This window comes from Helicobacter canis (genome assembly GCF_900451095.1).
In the GTDB taxonomy this organism is placed as follows: Bacteria; Campylobacterota; Campylobacteria; order Campylobacterales; family Helicobacteraceae; genus Helicobacter_B; species Helicobacter_B zhangjianzhongii.
In genome coordinates this window covers 70,300-87,802 of sequence record NZ_UGHV01000001.1, presented here as the reverse complement: position 1 = coordinate 87,802, position 17,503 = coordinate 70,300, and the positions used below count along the sequence as shown (strand labels likewise).

The 17,503-nt window shown below is 47.5% G+C and carries 14 protein-coding genes; 4 read left to right on the top strand and 10 right to left on the bottom strand.

Annotated features, from left to right (window positions below; genetic code table 11):
- Nucleotides 1–6 precede the first annotated feature (6 nt).
- The 7 genes from DX060_RS00480 to DX060_RS00450 form a co-directional block, all read right to left on the bottom strand.
- Nucleotides 7–375, bottom strand: a complete 369-nt coding sequence (locus tag DX060_RS00480; protein WP_115010649.1) for a hypothetical protein — start codon at nucleotides 373–375, stop codon at nucleotides 7–9.
- Between the two features lie 292 nt (nucleotides 376–667).
- On the bottom strand, nucleotides 668–1,891 hold the full coding sequence (locus tag DX060_RS00475) for a DegT/DnrJ/EryC1/StrS family aminotransferase (RefSeq protein ID WP_115010648.1): 1,224 nt from the start codon (nucleotides 1,889–1,891) through the stop codon (nucleotides 668–670).
- Nucleotides 1,891–2,283, bottom strand: coding sequence for a group III truncated hemoglobin (locus DX060_RS00470; protein ID WP_115010647.1), 393 nt, complete (start codon nucleotides 2,281–2,283; stop codon nucleotides 1,891–1,893). Before DX060_RS00470 ends, DX060_RS00475 begins: the two co-directional genes overlap by 1 nt.
- A gap of 15 nt (nucleotides 2,284–2,298) precedes the next feature.
- The gene (gene tgt, locus DX060_RS00465) at nucleotides 2,299–3,420 is read right to left on the bottom strand and encodes a tRNA guanosine(34) transglycosylase Tgt (protein WP_115010646.1); all 1,122 of its coding nucleotides are present in this window, start codon (nucleotides 3,418–3,420) and stop codon (nucleotides 2,299–2,301) included.
- 52 nt (nucleotides 3,421–3,472) lie between these two features.
- Nucleotides 3,473–5,281, bottom strand: a complete 1,809-nt coding sequence (glmS, locus tag DX060_RS00460; protein WP_115012245.1) for a glutamine--fructose-6-phosphate transaminase (isomerizing) — start codon at nucleotides 5,279–5,281, stop codon at nucleotides 3,473–3,475.
- 311 nt (nucleotides 5,282–5,592) lie between these two features.
- Nucleotides 5,593–6,240 carry a phosphoribosylanthranilate isomerase gene (locus DX060_RS00455; RefSeq protein WP_115010645.1) on the bottom strand — a complete coding sequence of 216 codons (648 nt, stop codon included), beginning with the start codon at nucleotides 6,238–6,240 and terminating at the stop codon, nucleotides 5,593–5,595.
- Nucleotides 6,241–6,242: 2 nt separating this feature from the next.
- Nucleotides 6,243–7,112 carry a YihY family inner membrane protein gene (locus tag DX060_RS00450; protein ID WP_115010644.1) on the bottom strand — a complete coding sequence of 290 codons (870 nt, stop codon included), beginning with the start codon at nucleotides 7,110–7,112 and terminating at the stop codon, nucleotides 6,243–6,245.
- Nucleotides 7,113–7,213: 101 nt separating this feature from the next.
- Between DX060_RS00450 and DX060_RS00445 the strand changes: the two genes are divergently transcribed.
- Nucleotides 7,214–7,444: an HP1242/YdcH family protein gene (locus tag DX060_RS00445; RefSeq protein WP_115010643.1), complete on the top strand. Its 231-nt coding sequence runs from the start codon at nucleotides 7,214–7,216 to the stop codon at nucleotides 7,442–7,444.
- Between the two features lie 29 nt (nucleotides 7,445–7,473).
- Complete coding sequence (locus DX060_RS00440) at nucleotides 7,474–9,351, top strand: tetratricopeptide repeat protein (protein ID WP_115010642.1); 1,878 nt, start codon at nucleotides 7,474–7,476, stop codon at nucleotides 9,349–9,351.
- A gap of 150 nt (nucleotides 9,352–9,501) precedes the next feature.
- Here the strand turns inward: DX060_RS00440 and DX060_RS00435 are convergent, their stop codons facing one another.
- From DX060_RS00435 to DX060_RS00425, 3 genes are read right to left on the bottom strand one after another with little or no spacing between them, the layout of a single operon-like run.
- Complete coding sequence (locus DX060_RS00435) at nucleotides 9,502–13,029, bottom strand: DUF2339 domain-containing protein (RefSeq protein WP_115010641.1); 3,528 nt, start codon at nucleotides 13,027–13,029, stop codon at nucleotides 9,502–9,504.
- A gap of 57 nt (nucleotides 13,030–13,086) precedes the next feature.
- Nucleotides 13,087–13,743 (bottom strand): metallophosphoesterase, encoded by a 657-nt coding sequence (locus DX060_RS00430; RefSeq protein ID WP_115010640.1) that lies wholly within the window; start codon nucleotides 13,741–13,743, stop codon nucleotides 13,087–13,089.
- Nucleotides 13,721–15,412 (bottom strand): ABC transporter ATP-binding protein, encoded by a 1,692-nt coding sequence (locus tag DX060_RS00425; protein ID WP_115010639.1) that lies wholly within the window; start codon nucleotides 15,410–15,412, stop codon nucleotides 13,721–13,723. The genes DX060_RS00430 and DX060_RS00425 overlap by 23 nt, the downstream gene beginning before the upstream one ends.
- 233 nt (nucleotides 15,413–15,645) lie before the next feature.
- On the opposite strand from DX060_RS00425, the gene DX060_RS10780 reads away from it, so the two are divergent.
- Together DX060_RS10780 and DX060_RS11030 are read left to right on the top strand one after the other, a co-directional pair.
- Nucleotides 15,646–15,843 carry a hypothetical protein gene (locus DX060_RS10780; RefSeq protein ID WP_147278735.1) on the top strand — a complete coding sequence of 66 codons (198 nt, stop codon included), beginning with the start codon at nucleotides 15,646–15,648 and terminating at the stop codon, nucleotides 15,841–15,843.
- A gap of 837 nt (nucleotides 15,844–16,680) precedes the next feature.
- Nucleotides 16,681–16,842 (top strand): hypothetical protein, encoded by a 162-nt coding sequence (locus DX060_RS11030; RefSeq protein ID WP_181814106.1) that lies wholly within the window; start codon nucleotides 16,681–16,683, stop codon nucleotides 16,840–16,842.
- Nucleotides 16,843–17,503: the final 661 nt, after the last annotated feature.

Sequence of the window (17,503 nt, the reverse complement as noted above, 5' to 3'; positions counted from 1 at the left end):
GCACGATTAGTGAGTAGTGGTGATAGGCTGACCTTTAGCAGTGTAGCAGCTTTTGCCGATGATGATTAAGCTCCAAAATGACGCGCTTACATCGACATTGACAAGCGCATCGCTTGTGCCGACACCTGCTTTATCCTTTTTTGCAGCGACTTCAAGAGCCTTTGCCACAGCACCGCTCACGCGGTTTTGCGTATTGCCAAGCGGGAATCCAAACAGATGCCAAATACAATCTTTCCCCTTGACATACTCACCCTTTTTGACATTTGTAAGAGGAAGATTCCCCGTAGAAGCCACAGAAAATCTCGCGACATTTTGCGAACACCCAGCGAAAAACAACGCCCCCACAACAACACAGAACAACAAAGACTTCTTCATAGAAAACTCCAAAAATATACTCTAAAATCCCTTGCCATAGCTAAGTAATTTTAGGCGCGATATTTTAACCCCCCCCCCCCCTTAGAAGTCGCTTAATGTAGTGGATAAATATCTCAAATCTATGGAGCGAAACTAGATCTCTATGCGATAATCTAGCGCACTTTGTATCTGGGCTTATCTTGTAATGATAAAATCTAGCCCTAAAAGCTATGATAAGATGCAGAGAAAAGCGCGTATTTATAATCGGCTTAAGGCTATGTCATAGCCTGCTTCTTATAGCACGCGCCTAAAGCTAGAGTGTTTGCTCAAATTCTGCTAAAACTTGTGCGATATAGGCGATATGTGAAAAGTCCAAATGCTCGCCAATAGGCAGGCTAAGGATATTATGCGATCTTCTTGAAGCATTAGGCGAGCTATGGATAGTTACATCGCTATGGGCTTGCAAGGTCGCAATATCACTTAATGCGTGCGGATAATGCACGCCGCACTCTATGCCATTTTGGCGCAAAAATGCTAGTAGCCTATCGCGCTTAGATTCTGCCAGCCCACAGCACTCTACAACAAACAAATGCCACACACTCTGGGCAAACACACTAGGAAGCTTTAGGTAAGCAAATCGCTCAAGCTGCGTGCAATACTCCCTAGCACAGCGCATTCTATGGGCATTGTGCTGGGAGAGCTTGGGGAGCTTGATATGCAGGATCTTTGCTTGAATGCTATCAAGCCTAGAGTTGCGCCCTAGGGTGTAGTGGTTGTTTTTATCCCATATACCATTATGGAATTTTTGTCCGTGGTTGGCTATCTCGCGCGCTTTTTGCACTAGGGATATATCTTTTGAGACTACCGCGCCGCCATCGCCATAGGCTCCTAGATTTTTCCCCGGATAGAAGCTAAAGCACGCAATATCGCCGATACTCCCTGCCTTGCGTCCCTTTTCATCGCTTGCGCCGTGGGCTTGGGCGCAGTCTTCTATAAGCTTTAAGCGATGCTTTGTAGCAAATGCTTCAAACGCGCTTATATCTTGCATAACCCCATACAAATGCACGCACAAAATCGCACGCATATTAGGCGTGATCATAGAATCCTTTGGCATAAAGCTCCCATCTTCTTCACAATCCACAATCACAGCCCTCATACCGGCATTTAGCACCGCTTCTACACAGGCAAAATACGCATTTGCTGGGATTAAGATCTCGCTTTTTGGCGGGAGATCAAGGGCTGCTATGGCGATTTCTAGCGCGTCTGTGCCATTGCCCACGCCTACACAGCGATTGGGGTGGGTGCTATGGCTAAGATCTTGTATGCGCTGCTCTAGGGCTTGCTCTAGGCTTGGCTTTGGCGCACTCTCATAGGAGAATATATAATCGCTAAAGCTTTGCTCAAATTCACTAACCGCGCTGCCTAGCACAAACTCTGCGCTTTGGCATACCTCTTGCACGCCTGATAGGACTTCTTTTTCTATATCGCTAAACTGCGCCTTTAAATCAAGGAATACAACTTGCTCCATCTTTTGCATTAGCTCTCCTTATGTGGCATATCGTATAAGACATATTGAAAACGCGCGGCAATGGCTTGCGCTCTTTGCAGGATCTGCTGCGCACAAGGGGCTTCAAAGATTTGCTGCACAGATTGCGCAAAGAGATTGAGCCATTGGGTAAAAAGCTCCCTTGGGAATGGTGGCAGGTCTAAATGCGCACGCAAAGGCGCACCGCGATACTCCTGCTCCCCTAGGAAAATCCCGCCCCAAAATGCAGCGATTTTTGTCTTATGCTTCTCCCAGCTCTCATCATCATCGCCGATAGTATCGCGGAAGATCTTGCCTAGCTCGCCTGTATCCGCACGCACTTTGGCATAAAAGCTATCCATAAGTTTATTGATACCTTGCTTGGTGATTTCTTGGTATTTCATATCGCTCCTTTGTGGTTAAGCTTGTCTTTTGGCATAAAACTCTGCCCTAAATGCTAGCCATTTATCGTGCATTATCGCTTCTCTTGCAGCACGCATAAGCTCTAGGTAGTAGCTAAGATTATGCAAAGTGGCTAGGCGGTGGTAGGTAAGCTCTTGGGCTTTATTTAGATGGTGCAAATACGCACGGGAATAGCGCGTGCAAGTGTAGCACGCACACGCAGGATCAATAGGCGCAGGATCGTTTTTGTAGCAAGAGTTTTTGATATTAAGCTTGCCAAAGTGTGTAAAAAGCGTGCCATTTCGCGCATTTCTACAAGGCATCACGCAGTCAAACATATCCACTCCGCGATGAATCGCCTCGATCAAATTCTCCGGCGTGCCCACACCCATAAGATAGCGCGGCTTAGATTCTGGGAGCAAGGGCGTGGTGTGGGCGATTGTGGCATACATCTCCTCTGCGCTCTCGCCCACAGCAAGCCCGCCTAGCGCGTAGCCATCAAAATCTAGCTCGCGCAACTCCAGCGCGCTTTGTGTGCGAAACTGCTCGCTCACCCCGCCTTGCACAATGCCAAAGAGATCATTTGTGCTGGCTTTGCCTAAATCTTTTTGCTCTTTGTGGTAGGCGATGGAGCGTTTAGCCCATTTGGTCGTGGTCTCTACGCTTAGGGCTAGTCGCTCTTGTGTAGCAGGCAGGGCGATCAAATCATCTAGCACCATCATAATATCGCTATTAAGCGCGTATTGCATATCAAGCACGGATTCTGGGGTGAAGAGATGCTTGCTCCCATCAATATGCGAGCTAAACCACACGCCAGAATCTGTCTTTTTCACATTTGCCCCAAGGCTAAATGCCTGAAACCCACCAGAATCACTTAAAAAGCTTGCATTAAATCCGCTAAAGTTATGCACCCCGCCAAACTCTCTCATAATCGCAGCACCCGGGCGCAAATAAGTGTGGTAGGTGTTGGCTAGGATAAGCTTTGCTTGCAGGATCTCGCCTAAATCTGTGGCATCAAGTCCTTTCACACAAGCTTGCGTGCCCACAGGCATAAACACAGGTGTAGGCACGATAGAGTGCGCTAAATGCAGCTTGCCTGCACGCGCTCCATCATTGGTGTGTAAAAGCTCAAACATCATCACTCCTAAATCAATGTGGATTCTAGCTAGCCCACTTTGGCTCTAGCATTGCTTATTCCACGGTAACGGACTTAGCAAGATTTCTTGGCATATCTACATCATTGCCCAGCCGCACAGAAATTTCAAGAGCTAGTAGCTGGAGGGCTACCATCATAGAAAAAAACTCTTCCATATAGCTATGGGCTTCTTTGATCTTGATCCAATCATCTGCTAGAGCAAATTCCTCTTGAGAAATCGCACAAATAGTCGCATCTCTAGCACTTAGCTCCTCGACATTAGAAGCGATTTTCTCATAGAGTAGGTGCTTTGGCATAAGGGCTATGGTGAAGAGATTGGCATCAACTAGCGCGATAGGTCCGTGCTTCATCTCACCGCTTGCATAGCCCTCTGCGTGCAAATAGCTGATTTCTTTGAGTTTGAGCGCACCCTCTAAGGCTAGTGGGTAGAACACATCTCGCCCGATGAAGAAAAATCCGTGTCCGTGTAAATACCGCTTAGAGAGTCGTTTAAGCCGCTCGTGCAAGGCAATATCCACCCTTGTAGCAGCAATGGCAGCAATCATACTTGCTCGCTCGCTTTTTCGCCCCTTTTCATCGATTAGCCCTCTTTGCACTCCTAAAAACACGCTTAGAATCCACAGCACCATAACCTGCGTGGCAAAGGCTTTGGTGCTAGCCACGCCCTTTTCTATCCCAGCGCGTGTGAGCAGCACCGCATCGGCTTCTCGCACGATAGAGCTGTTATCGACATTGCAGATTGCTAGCGTGCGGAGTCCTTGGGATTTGGCAAGCTTTAGGGCTTCTAGGGTATCAGCCGTCTCGCCACTTTGAGAGATCACGATAAAGAGCTCATCTTGCAGCAAAATCGGCTTGGCATAGCGCAGCTCACTTGCAAGGGTAACATTGGTGCGCACCTTTGCCTTGCGCTCTAGGAGGTATTTGCCCACCATTCCTGCGTGATAGCTTGTCCCGCACGCACAGATACTAATCTCACTCACGCCTTCAAAGAGCCTAGGATCTAGCTCATCAAGCCCTATACCATCTTCTCTCACTCTGCCCATCATAGTCTCTAAAAGCACTTGCTCTTGCTCATAGATCTCTTTCTCCATAAAGTAGCGGAAGCCATTTTTCTGCGCATAGGATTTAGAATGCGTCAAAGCAACTTTAGGCTCTAGGCTAGGGAAATCAAGCGAATCCCCCACCGCACCATCTTCTAAATACACCACCATATCCACAAGCCCAATAAGCGGCGCATCTGAAGAGGCAAAAAATATCTCCCTAGTAACATTTGGATCTTCTAGGCTTGCCTTTGGCGCACCGATGAGTAAAGGCGCACCACTTTTGGCATAAAAGATCCTATCAGGCGCGGCTTTTGTGATAAGCAGTGTTGCGTATGCTCCTTTTAGCCGTTTAGCTGTCTGCTCCCACGCTGCACGCGCATTGTCGGCAGACTTTAGATGCTCTTCAAACAAATGCACAATCACTTCTGTGTCTGTCTGGCTAACAAATCTATGCCCTTTTGCTATCAATGCTTCTTTTAGCTCTTTGTAGTTTTCGATAATGCCATTATGCACGACATAGCTACACTCGCCTGTGTGGGGGTGGGCGTTTGCCTCTGTGGGCTTGCCGTGTGTAGCCCATCTTGTATGCGCTATGCCAAGCCCAAATCCATTAGAGCTAAAATCCTTTGTCTTTACTGCTAGATTTTCAAGCTTGCCTGTAGCTTTAAACCCTAGCAGCTCGCCCTCTCCTAGCACCGCAAAGCCCGCAGAATCATAGCCCCTATACTCTAGCTCTTTTAATCCACTAAGTAATATTTCTCGTTTTTCTTTTGTGCCGATGTAGCCCACTATCCCACACATATTTGCTCCTTTTTGTGCGCATTGTAGCGAAGTTTGCCTGTGGTTGTGCTTGTCCCTAGAATCCACTTTTTGCGTGGTGGCGTGTTTATTGTCATTGCGAGACACTGCACTAGCAGTGTCGCGGCAATCCATTGTTTCTGCGCTAGCAGAATAGTCTTTACTAGAATCCACTTTTGCAGATTTATGGATCGCCACGCTCGACTCGCTCGCGATGACGGAAACAGGCTTTTTCACAAAACCTGCTTTACTGCCGCATTGCCCACCCAAGACTGAATCGCCTACCCCCTAGAATCCACTTTTTACCCCCGCCGCTACTTACTTGCTGGACGGATTCTAGCGACAATATCGCGCATTTTTTGGCAGTCTTTTAGCCCATTGGATTCTAGCCCTTTAGAGAGATCTATGCCATAGGGCTTAAGCTCTAGAGCTTTGGCAAGATTGCTGGCATTTAGCCCCCCTGCTAGGAAAAATTCGCGCCTAAAGCCCTGATCTCTTGCTTGCTCTATATACTCCCAGTCAAACTGCTCTCCACTGCCACCTTTGGCATTATCAAGCAGTAGCATATCTGCGCAGCTATGCTCTTGGGCGAGTATGGCGCGCGCGCTTGTAGCGGCTATGGCTTTGATGATAGGGGCTTTGGTGCGTGCTTGCAAAAAGTGGATTCTACTCTCGCGCTTCTCAAAGATCTCTTCGCCCTCACACAAATGGCTATCGTGTAGCTGGATCACATCAATCACGCTAGATTCTACAAGCTCTATGATCTGCTCTAAAGGCATATCCACAAAGACACCTACGGCTTGGATTTGCGGGTGCAAGAGTGATTTAAGATGCGTAGCTTTTGGCTTGCTTACTTGGCGGGGGCTTTTGGCAAAAACAAAGCCGATAAAATCAGGCATAAGCGCATTGACACAGGCTATATCCTCTTCTCTCCATAGTCCGCACATTTTAAGCTTAAGCATAGCTAGATCATATCATCTTGCGTGAGTGATTTCTCTAGGGCAAAGCATTGTAAAACCCCCTGACACGCCCGCATACCAAAGAGTATAATAAGCCACGAGACATAAATCCACACCATCAAAAATAGCACGATTGATACAGAGCCATAGAGTGTGGAGTAAGTGGTATTAAGCGTTACATAATAGACAAAGAGATTTTTCACTACAAACCAAATGCTACCTGAAACAAACGATGAGATAAATAGCGTTGTTTTATGCAGGGGCTTATTAGCAGAAATCCTAAAGAGCACCAAAAACAACACACAAGTAACAAACCACACAAATGCTTGGGAATACACAAGCGATTTAAAGTGGGTATCAAGGATCTCTTGCGCACTCATACTAAGATACACCATCGCCACCGAAGCTAAGGGAAATAGCGTAATCATCGTCCAATACATCATCAAAGAGTCAAAAAATTTGCGTGGCTTAGAGTTAAACATTTTTGAAGTGATAAATTCATAATTGCGAAAAAAGAGCAAAGAAGTGATAAAAACAGAGATCACCCCGACAACGCCCATTTTGTCGCCATTTTCTAAAAATGTATTCATAAAGTTCATCACCACTTCGGCATTTGCAGGGAGGATATTAGAGAGTATGAGTCGCTCTACATCGACAATCTTATCTTGAAAGTGCGAAAAAGCTAGCAAAACAGAAAAGGTGATAAACAGCATCGGGACAAGCGCGAAAATCGTATAAAAACTCAGCGAAGAAGCGTAGTAAAACATCTCTTCCCGATATGTCAAAAACCGATACGCAAGCTTTATGGTATGCCGCACTTTTGCTAGCAGGGATTTGTCATTTTTCTGCCAATGATTAAGCCATTTGCGCCACACTTTCTCTCTCCTTAACGCCACAGAATCAAAGCGGCTATCCTAGCAGAAATTAAGCTTAAAATGCTACAATTACCCACAATCCATAGCTTAAGGAGTCTAAAATGTTCCACGAATATCGAGATGAAATCCACGCGCTAAAGATGAACAATGCGCATTTTGAAAAAATTTTTAACGAGCATAATGAGCTTGATCAAAAGATCAAAAACGCCGAAGATGGCATAGAGCATCTTGCCAATACAGAAATCGAGGTGCTAAAAAAGCAAAAGCTTCTTTTGAAAGATGAAGTGTATGCGATGATTTTAGAGTATCGCAAAGCGCATAAAAATAGCTAGACCCAGCCTTGTGCAGTAAGAGTGGCTAGATGAATCAAGAGAAGCGACAAGCCACTCTTACCAATCTTTTACACACTTATAACGATCAAAATTACCCCCTTTGCCTACAAATCGCCACCGCACTGCTTGCTAAAGACCCAAACAACGCGCAAGTATGGTTTATTTGCGCGATGAGCTTGTATTATCTAGGTGATGTAGCACGAGCCATAGACTATCTTAAAAACGCCCAGAATCTCGCCCCAAATGATGAGTCCATAGCTATAAATCTCTCCGAGCTTTTGCGCAAAGCCGGCTCGCTAAAATCCGCCGCCCTAACACTCGCACCTTTTCTGCCAAGCACCAACCCAGACATTTACTTCAACTTAGCTAGAATCCTAAGCCAAGCTGATGAGACAGAACACGCCATAGCCGCTTACCAAGAAGTGCTAAAGCTCTCTCCCAATGACACCCAAGCTGCCTATAATCTCGCTAATCTCTATGCCAAAGTGGAAGCCTACCCCCAAGCCATCGCGCTGTATAAAACCTGTCAAAGCTTAGAAGCCCACTTCAACCTAGCCCACACTTATGTGATGGTTGATGATGTGGATTCTGCGTTGATTTTGTATAAAAATCTTGAAGCCTATTTTGCCCCACGGCTTAAAGAGCTAGGCGAGAGCGAGGAGCTATATCAAGCCTATAATGCCTCGCGCGCGGATTTTTACTTCAACTTTGCTAATGCCCTGCGCTATGCGGGCAAGAGCAGAGAAGCAGAGCGACTTTATCAAAAGTGCTATATGATCGCCCCAAAGTTTGAATATGTCATAAACTACGCGCATTTGCTGCTTAGTGTGGGGGTGCTTGAAAGGGGCTTTGGCTACTATCAAGAGCGATTAAAGCTCCACAAAGAGCAGACATTAGATAATGCGCGATTTTTCCAAAGCTCAAGGCATATTGCCGTGCTGCCAGAGCCAGCGGCGATCCGCGAATGTATCAAAAATGCTCGCGTGCTTCTTTTCCACGAGCAGGGCTTTGGCGATAGTGTGATGTTTGCAAGATTTATCGATAGCCTAGAATGCAAGGAGAAATATGTCTTTGTGCAAGCCCCTTTGCGTAGGCTTTTTGCCAAGCGGTTTAATGTCGTGGGAGAAGAGTTTAATGACTTTGATTATTGTATCTCTCTGCCAAGCCTGCCCTATGTGCTAGGGATCTCACTGCTTGAAGACTTCGCACACAATGCCCTGTATCTGCGTGATGTCTTTGCCACCACGCCCGCACATAGCCCTAGTGCGCTTGATGAGTTTGCCTTGCTAGATTCTGCTACGCAAGTGGTGAGGGACTCCTGTTTAGAGGGCATTGTAGAGACTTTTACCACTCCTACCCCAGATACCACTAAGCCTTTGCGCATAGGGATATTTTTCCACTCAAATCCCAACTTCGCCTATGCTGCATACAAGTCAATCCCGCTTGAAAAGCTGCTAGCCTGCTTCCGCTCTTGTGCGCAAAAGGGCTTGGCATTTTCTTTGCATTGTATCCAGCCTGAGCCACTAGAATCCATTGTAGAAAAGCCCACTTTAAAATCCTTAACCACAGAGTCCAAAAGCTCCCTAGAATCCCTGCAAGCCCCTGCTACAAACACGCAAGATAAGGTTTTATACACTTATGCTTTGCACGATTTTTACGATACTGCTAGGCTGATTACAGCTATGGATTTGGTAGTAAGTGTGGATTCTGTGGTGGCGCACTTAGCCATAGCTCTTGGCGTGCCGTGTGCGACTTTGGCATATAAGCGATATGATTGGCGGTGGGGCGAGATAGGCAAAAGTCGCTTTAGTGGGTATTGTGGGGGGGAGGTCTTTGCGCAAAATGTCTATGGACAATGGGAGCAAGTCTTGCAAGAGCTAGAATCCTATCTCTTGCGTATGGGCTAGCTTTGTGGCGTGCTGCCTATCATTACTTAGAATCCTCGTTTTACACTTTGCTGAATTAGGATTCTAAGATTGTGGTGCTAGAATCGTGGTTTTCAAAGCGAGCGAGTGAGATAAGACTAGAGGTCTATCGAGCGAGCGAGCTGATGAAATCTACGATTCTAGCCCACAAGCTGAATCCCTAGAATCCACTTTTTTCACCAATCGCGCATAGAGATAGCTTACGCTTAAAAACAGCACGCCCATACAGACAAATAGCGCGATCTTTGCTAGGCTATCAAGTCTGCTTGTATCGATGAAAAAGACCTTGAGCGTGGCAGCCCCAAAGAGCACAAACGCATAGATTTTATACACCTTATAGCGCGAGAGAAAATACCCCGCTAGCATAATAATCCCAAGCAGCACTAGCGCGATAGAGTAGGTATAAAGCTCAATCTCACCAAACCCAGCACTCCCAAACACATAGTGCAAGCTCCTATCGCCTATCACTATATCGCCAAAGGAAATATCCCCCCTCCCAGCAAAGCATAGTCGTATCGCATACACCAGCGCACCCACAATCCCCACAAGAGCCGCGGTATTGGCGATGAGCTGCAGTGAGAAGCGTGCAAATGTAAAAGAGTCTTTAGTGTCTTTTGCCTCTTGTGCGTGCCACGATGTGGCTAGGGATTTTGTGTAGCACAAGCATAGCACTCCAGCTAGCCCCACAAGCACCACTTGGGCTATGATCGCTATAAAGAATTGATTTGAGGCTTGGAGCATATCTATCTCCGCTGCGGCATAGGCATAGATATGGATATAGTCTTTATAGGAGAGAAGTAGCGAGCAGAATCCCACAAGCCCATAGACAAAAAGCACTAGGCTTGAGTGCGTATAAAACTTTATCCAAAGTGGATTCTGGTGCAAAGGATTCTGGTGAGATGGGGGGCTAGTGGGCTGGCTTTGCTGGGCTAGATTCTGCTTTGTGCGCGCTCTGCCACTGATTATAAGCGCACCAAATGCGATGGCAAACACCGCACAAACCACCAGCGTGTGCGATAGGCTCTCGCGCATAAAGAAATCATCAAACCCTATAAACCAATGTCGCACAATCCAAAGCGCGCAGAGATTGATGAGCGCGAGTATCTCCCAAAGTAGCAGCCCAGCTAGAGCAGCGAAAATCCCACGGCGTGAAGTGGAGAGAGAAGCAGAGAGAGAAGCGGCAGGAGAATCCACCGCACGCGCAAAAAGCCAGAGATTTATCGCACTCACAAGCATAAAGACGCAAAGCTCTGGCAGATACGAGCCGCGCAAGCCGCCAAATAGCCCATAGAGCAAATCAACCCCCACAATATGCGCCCAAGTCGCCAGCAGCCCAAAGCCAGCAAACACCCACTCAAAGCCGCTAATCCCCCTAGGCAGAATCTTTGTGCGTCCAAGCAGGGCTAGCAAAATACCGCTTGCAAGCCAGAGCAGAGAGACTCTCATCGTCTGTGGAAGCGTGTGTAAGAGATCATCGCCAATGAGCCCAAGTGCGCCAAGTGCCCCAAACGCGCTTACAAGCAGCAAGACATCGCGATAGGGTGTGAGCCCATAGACCACCACCGCGCGATACACCCAGCCAAACACCCCAAGCCCTAGAATCCACATCGCATATTTGCCAGCACTCTCAATCCAATCAAGGCAGGCAATCTGTGTGGAGAGTAGGAGAAAGCATAGCGCGCTAAAGCTCATAAGCCATAGATACCATACGCGCATACGCACCACACTAGAATCTTTAGCAAGGGATTCAGCTTGTGGGCTAGAATCGCGGATTTCTGCGCCTTGCTTCGTCGATAGATAGCCTAGTCTTATCTCCTTGCACGGCTTAAAAAGCCACGATTCTAGCCGCACAATCTTAGAATCCCAAAATCTCTTAGAATCCACTTTTGCACTAGAAGTGCCTTTTGCGTCATTGCGAGCGTTATTTTCCGCGTGGCAATCCACATCTATGCAAGTGGATTCTAGCCCACAAGCTAAATCCCTAAAGCGCACATAGACATAAAGCCCCGCTGCTATGCCTACCATAAAGCCAAGTGCCACAAGCGTGCTTGCCCCAGCAGCTTTAATCACAAAGCAGAGCATAACAATGCCAAAGGGGATAGGCAGGCTTAGATAAAGTGGGCTAATAGGATAGCGTGCAAAGCGCGTGAGTGCTGGCAGCGCGAACAAACACGCCATCACAAATGCCAAAAATGCCAGCTCAAGCGTGCCAAAATCCATATAGCCAAATCGCGCAAAAATCCCAGCAATCCCCACGCATAGCACAAGCGCAGAGAATGCCAAGCTAAGCCCCAGCGCATTGCGCCACAATGACATAGCCTTGCTAGACTTTTGACTGCTTGCTTGCTTATTTGTAGATAGCGTAGGCGCATACATAAGCGCGAAAACACTATGCGCCCCAAGCAGTGCCACAACCACAAACACAAGCAGCACAAGCGCGCCTCGCCCCACCTCACGCAAGAGCACAAAATCTAGCATATAGCCCAGCACAAACACATTTGCGATGAGAAATATCGCAAATTGCCTGCTTCTTATCGCAATGCTAAGTGTGAAAAAATAGCACACAAGCACATAGACAAAGAGCATCGTAGCGTGATACGCCCCACTTGCGAGCAGCACAGGCGTGCTAAAGCTCCCCAGCACGCCAAAAATCCCTATCACCACCCCATAGCGCAGGGTCAAAACAAGCGCAAATACCGCGATAAATGCCAGCAGCGCAAATGCCCCTGTAAGCCCAAAAAATCTATAAAAATAATACCCCCCATACACTGCTAGAAACTCCACCACCAGCCCTGCGCCAATGCAGGTTTGGGCGATTATGGAGGGGGATTTATGGCTTAGGCGTTGGAGCTTCCTTGCTAGTGTGTGTTGATAAAGCGTGGAGAGAAGCCCACACGCAAGCAGCAGCACGCCAAAGGCAAGACTCAAGCCTATGCGCACTTGGGGCGTGATTAGGGAGTGATTGATTGAGTAATTGACAAGGAAAAATGCCGCAAGGATAAAAAAGATGCCACCAAGCAGGGCAAGGCTGTTTTGCGTGAATGTGTGGAGGAGGCGTTGGAATTTGGGGGTAGGCTGTGTGCTGGGGTGTGCTGTGGATTGGGGCTTACTAGAATCTTTAGCGTGGGATTGCGCTTGTGGGCTAGAGTCCCAAGATCCACTAGAATCCACTTTTTTAGCGAGGGATTCAGCTTGCGGGCTAGAATTGCGGATTTCTGCGCCTTGCTTGTGCGATAGGCGACCTAGCCTTATCTCCGCGCTCGGCTTAAAAAGCCCCGATTCTAGCCGCACAATCTTAGAATCCCAAGACTTCTTAGAATCCACTTTTTCAAAAGCGGCGTTTGTGCTGTCATTGCGAGTCGCTGCGTGAGCTGCGGCGTGGCAATCCATACATTCTGCGCTAGCAGAATCTTTACTAGAATCCACTTTTTCGCCTTTTTGTTGCGCGTGGATCGCCGCGCCGATTTTATCGGCTTGTGATGATGGGGAAAAACTAGATTCTAGCTTCTCTAGTCTTGCCATCACGCGCCCAAGCTTACTATGTGCGCGCTCCAAATCTCTAGCAATCTGCTGCACCTTAGAGCGGGCGATAAACCCATACACCGCGCCGACAAACAAAAACACTATAAAAATAATGACCAACACAACCACAAGTTCCACTAATACTCCTTACTATCGCAGATCTAGCCCACCACCGCCACAATCGCCCACAATCCCCTAGCGCACAATCTCTCTAAGGCGCACAGGCGTGAAGTCTAGCTCCTCGCAGCAGGCATTGATACAGAAGCGATTATAGGTCTTTTTGGTGTGCGTGTGTCCGTGGATATTGAGACTGCAATCGCAGATTTTATACGCTTCATCAAGCACATCACGCGCTAGGTAGAATCGATCATCTCTCTTGCGGTTAAACACAGGAAAATGGCTAAACATCACGCGCTCTTTGCCAAGGTCTAGCACAATGGCATTGGCATAAGGGTCTTTAAGCTGGGACTTGCCAAATTTTGCCCTAAGCCGCGCTTTTACACGCTTGGCTTCAGGGATTTGGAGCTTTAGCTTATGGCAGACTTGCCACTCTTGCATTTTTTCTACTCGCTCAAATTTACCAATGTCATTATTCCCCACAACAAGGATCTTCTCTCCGTGTAGGCGCGGCAGATATTTATAGCCCATATCAAAGTATAAATCCCCCAAATGCAAGACTTTATCATCTGCGCCCACGGCGTTGTTCCAGCGATAGACTTGCAGCTCATCAAAGCGCGTAAAGCCGCTTTGCTTTAGGGCTAGCTTGCGGATAGGCTCCTTTTTCATCACGGCTTTATGCCCAAAGTGTGTATCAGAGATGACAAAAGTGTCAAGCGTTATGTGGTGCTTCATCGCGGGCTAAAAATCCTTGTGGGGTGGTGATGTCAGTGATTATGCCATTATCTAGGCAATACACGCGCGAGGCTAGGGAGATGGTGCTTGGGCGATGGGCGATTAGGATAATGATCTTATCTTTTTTGATAGTATCGATGCTCTCTCGCACGGCTTCTTCTGTGTGTATATCTAGCGCGCTTGTCGCTTCATCAAAGATGATCACATCGCAATCGCGGTAAATCGCTCTAGCAATAGCGATCCTCTGCCGCTGCCCGCCGCTAAGATTTGCGCCAAACTCATCAAGCATTGTGTAAATCCCATTTTCACAAGCTTCCACAAACTCCCACGCCTGCGCCTTTTTCAGGCTCTCTATCACGCGCGCTTCATCGATCTCCTGTCCATAGGCGACATTTGCCGCGATAGTATCGTGGAATATAAAAATGCGCTGCGTTACGATCGTGATATGATCGCGCAGGCTTTTTTGCGTGAAGTGCTTGATATTGGTGCCATTGATTGTGATTTCTCCACTGCTTGGATCATACAAGCGCAAGATCATATTCACAAGAGAGCTTTTGCCACTGCCGCTTCTGCCTACAAGTGCTACGATCTCATTGCGCTTTACTGCTAGACTCACGCCATTTAGCGCAGCGACCTCATCATAGTGCAAATGCACATTATTGATAGAAAGCTCTTGCAATGGGGCTTGTAAGATTGTATCGCCATCAATGATACTTGGGCGCAGATCTAGGATCTGCCCGATCCGCTCACCCCCTACAAGCGCGTCTTGAAAGCTTGTGATGATCCCTATCACGCGTTTAATGGGCGTATAGAGCATAAAAAGTGCCGTGGTAAAGGAGCCAAACTCCCCGGTAGTCATATTGCCAGCGATGACCTCGCTTCCTCCCACAAAGATCACCACCCCAATGGCAACAGCCCCCAAAGTCTCCATAATAGGACCATTAAGCCCGCCTATAAGCGTGGCTTTAATGCCAAGCTTGAAAAAGTGGTGATTCTCTCTTTTGTAATGCTCTAGCTCGATTTGCTCGCCGTTGTTTGCCTTGATGATTTCGGTATTGTTAAACACTTCGCTAATCTTAGCGGTGATGTCGCTGTTTTTCTCCTGTGTTTTGCGTGAAATGCGCTTTAAATGGCGGATAATGATTAGGATCGGCAGCACCGCAAGGGGCAGCACCACAAGCGAGTAGAACGCAAGGCGTGGATTTTGGTAGATCACCACACAAAGCAGCCCGATAATCGTAAGACTCTCGCGCATAAAATCAGCAAAATAATTTGACACCGCCGCTCGCACAAGCCCTATATCATTGGTAATGCGTGCGATGAGCTCGCCTTTACGCATTTTGTTGAAAAACTCTAAATCAAGCCGTAGCATATGGGCTAAGACATCTTCGCGGATTTTGCGCACAATATCTAGCCCAATGTAATTGACAAAGAAATTTTGCGCATACGCGCCCACACTTTTGCCAAAATATGTCGCCACAAATAACGCTGGCAAAAGCAGCAGCATAGCCGCATCTTTTTCGGTAAAAATCTTATCTAAAACAGGCTTTACAAGATAGGTGGCAGACGCCGTGCAGCCAGCATTAAGCGCACTAGCGCAAATGGCACAGAAGAAGAAAAAATAATAATCTTTAATGTAAGGATAAAAACGCGCATAAAAACTTTTCATTTCTCAAGCCTTGCGTAGGTGGTGATACTCTAAGATCCATTGTGGCGGAAATTGTAGCATTTTTTGGTGATTCTAGTGCTAGGGACTTAAGCTTGGGCTAGGAAGTCATTGTGCGAGCTAGCGCGAGGATTGGGCTTACTAAAGAAACAATCGCACAACGCCGAGCGTTTTACTTGCTTTCTAAAGAAGCTTCGCTTGCACCGCTATCGCTTGTTTTCTAAAGAAACTGCGCGTTGTGGATTACTAAAGAAGCTGCGGCTTCGCCTTGCTTTGCCACGATTCCGCTATCGCAGAATCTCGCAAGTGAGAGAAAAACGGCATTAAGCCTAGAATCCACTTTTGAAGGGTGTTTAATTTCACAAAGCCTATTTTATTTCAACACGATTCTAAGAGTTGCGGTGGGGCTTTTGGAGTTTTTTGGGGATTTCTAAAGAAACTGCGCTTCGCTTGTTTTGGGGGCAGAGCTAGACTTGAGGTCTGCGGTTGCCTCCAAATCCCCAAAATCTACGAAATTGCTCGCCCAAGACTGAATCGCCAAACCCCCTAGAATCCACTTTTTAGGGGGAAATGAGATTTTAGGGGGTGGATTTGGGGGAGAGGTTGGGAGAGTGGGGCGAGTGTATCAAGGCGTGCGAAGCCCCCTTGATACGTAAGATAAACGCGTAAAGTCTCAAAGGATTTTAGGAATTTCTGCGAGATTTGGGGGGGGTCAAAGCCCCAGCCACCTGTGCCAACTCTGTGCCAAAGATGTCAAAACTAGTGCAAAAAGGCTAAACAAGGCAAACCACAAGCCCAAAACGCGTGAAAGCCCTGCAAACTACAAAAAAGCGTAAAAGTGTGGGCAGAGTGGGTAAAAGCTAAGTGCAAAGGCTAAAAAGCGCAAGTCTAGCTACCTCTAAGCAAGTGCTACTCTACACTGCCAAAACTACCAAAAAACGAGAAGCGCGATGACAAAAAGTGGATTCTAGCAGAGACTATGGATCACCACGCCGACAAGTCGACTCGCGATGACAGAGAGATGGGGGCAAGGCTGGCGAGTGAGAGAGAATAACCCTTTGTGAAAAGTGGATTCTAGTATGGATCGCCAAAGAAGCTACGCCACGCGGTGCAAAGTCAAAAGCTAACAAAAGCTTAAAGCAAAGCTACAAAAGCCAACAAGCTAGCACCAAACACCACTAAAGCTACAACCATAAGACAAGCCTAGCGATGTCAAACACGCTCGCGTGTGGGTTGCAGATAAGGTGAAACCTAAGTCAAGGCGTGTAGGTGTGAGCTTAAAAGCGGATTCTAGCTTTAAGGCTATGGATCGCCACGCCTTGCAGGGTAAGGCTCGCGATGACGGAGAGAGGGGTAAGGCTCGCGATGACGGCTGGGCTTGCTTTTTAAGGGGTAGTAAAGCACGCCAAACAAAGCACCGCGCTGGATTCTAGGATCTACAAGCAAACGCCACTAAATTAAAAACGCACGCAGGATTCTAGCACCAAAAGAAAGCACCCACCCACGCAAAAAAGGATTCTAGCGTGAGAGTGGATCGCCACGCGGTGCAAGCACCGCTCGCGATGACGGAAAAAAAGAAGCGCGTTAAATCTAAGCACCGCGCTGGATTCTAGCCAAGCCAAGCACGCAGGCGGAAGGATTTGCCGATGATTTTCTAAAGAAACTTCGTTTTGGGGGTTTTCTAAAGAAACATCGGCTTGCGCCGAGCGGTGTCCCTTGTTTTCAAGGCGTGGGCGCAGGGATTTTACTAGGCGTAAATGAGCAAGCCCACCGCGCTGGATTCTAGTTGCAAGTAACGCTCAAAATCTAAACGAGCAAGCAAAGGATTCTAGCCCAAAGTGTGGATCGCCACGCAATCGCTACCGCGCTTGCTCGCGATGACAGCTGGGCTTTGCTTCAAACAAGATTCTAAGCATTACTAAAGAAACCTGCTGCGGCTTCGCCTTGCACCGCTTCGCTGGTTTTGCGGTGGGGCTGGGCTTGTTTTTTAAGGATTTTGGGGCAGAGCTAGACTAATGGTCTGCGGTTGTCCCAAAATCCTTAAAATCACGCGCATTGCTCGCCCAAGACTGAATCTCTTGCACTATTGACTCG

Excerpts from the sequence above, each read along its gene's own strand:
- tgt (WP_115010646.1), bottom strand. The coding sequence starts at position 3,420 with ATGATGTTTGAGCTTTTACACACCAATGATGGAGCGCGTGCAGGCAAG.
- DX060_RS00455 (WP_115010645.1), bottom strand. The coding sequence starts at position 6,240 with ATGCTTAAGCTTAAAATGTGCGGACTATGGAGAGAAGAGGATATAGCC.
- DX060_RS00445 (WP_115010643.1), top strand. The coding sequence starts at position 7,214 with ATGTTCCACGAATATCGAGATGAAATCCACGCGCTAAAGATGAACAAT.
- DX060_RS00475 (WP_115010648.1), bottom strand. The coding sequence starts at position 1,891 with ATGCAAAAGATGGAGCAAGTTGTATTCCTTGATTTAAAGGCGCAGTTT.
- DX060_RS00440 (WP_115010642.1), top strand. The coding sequence starts at position 7,474 with ATGAATCAAGAGAAGCGACAAGCCACTCTTACCAATCTTTTACACACT.
- DX060_RS00480 (WP_115010649.1), bottom strand. The coding sequence starts at position 375 with ATGAAGAAGTCTTTGTTGTTCTGTGTTGTTGTGGGGGCGTTGTTTTTC.
- DX060_RS00430 (WP_115010640.1), bottom strand. The coding sequence starts at position 13,743 with ATGAAGCACCACATAACGCTTGACACTTTTGTCATCTCTGATACACAC.
- glmS (WP_115012245.1), bottom strand. The coding sequence starts at position 5,281 with ATGTGTGGGATAGTGGGCTACATCGGCACAAAAGAAAAACGAGAAATA.
- DX060_RS00425 (WP_115010639.1), bottom strand. The coding sequence starts at position 15,412 with ATGAAAAGTTTTTATGCGCGTTTTTATCCTTACATTAAAGATTATTAT.
- DX060_RS00470 (WP_115010647.1), bottom strand. The coding sequence starts at position 2,283 with ATGAAATACCAAGAAATCACCAAGCAAGGTATCAATAAACTTATGGAT.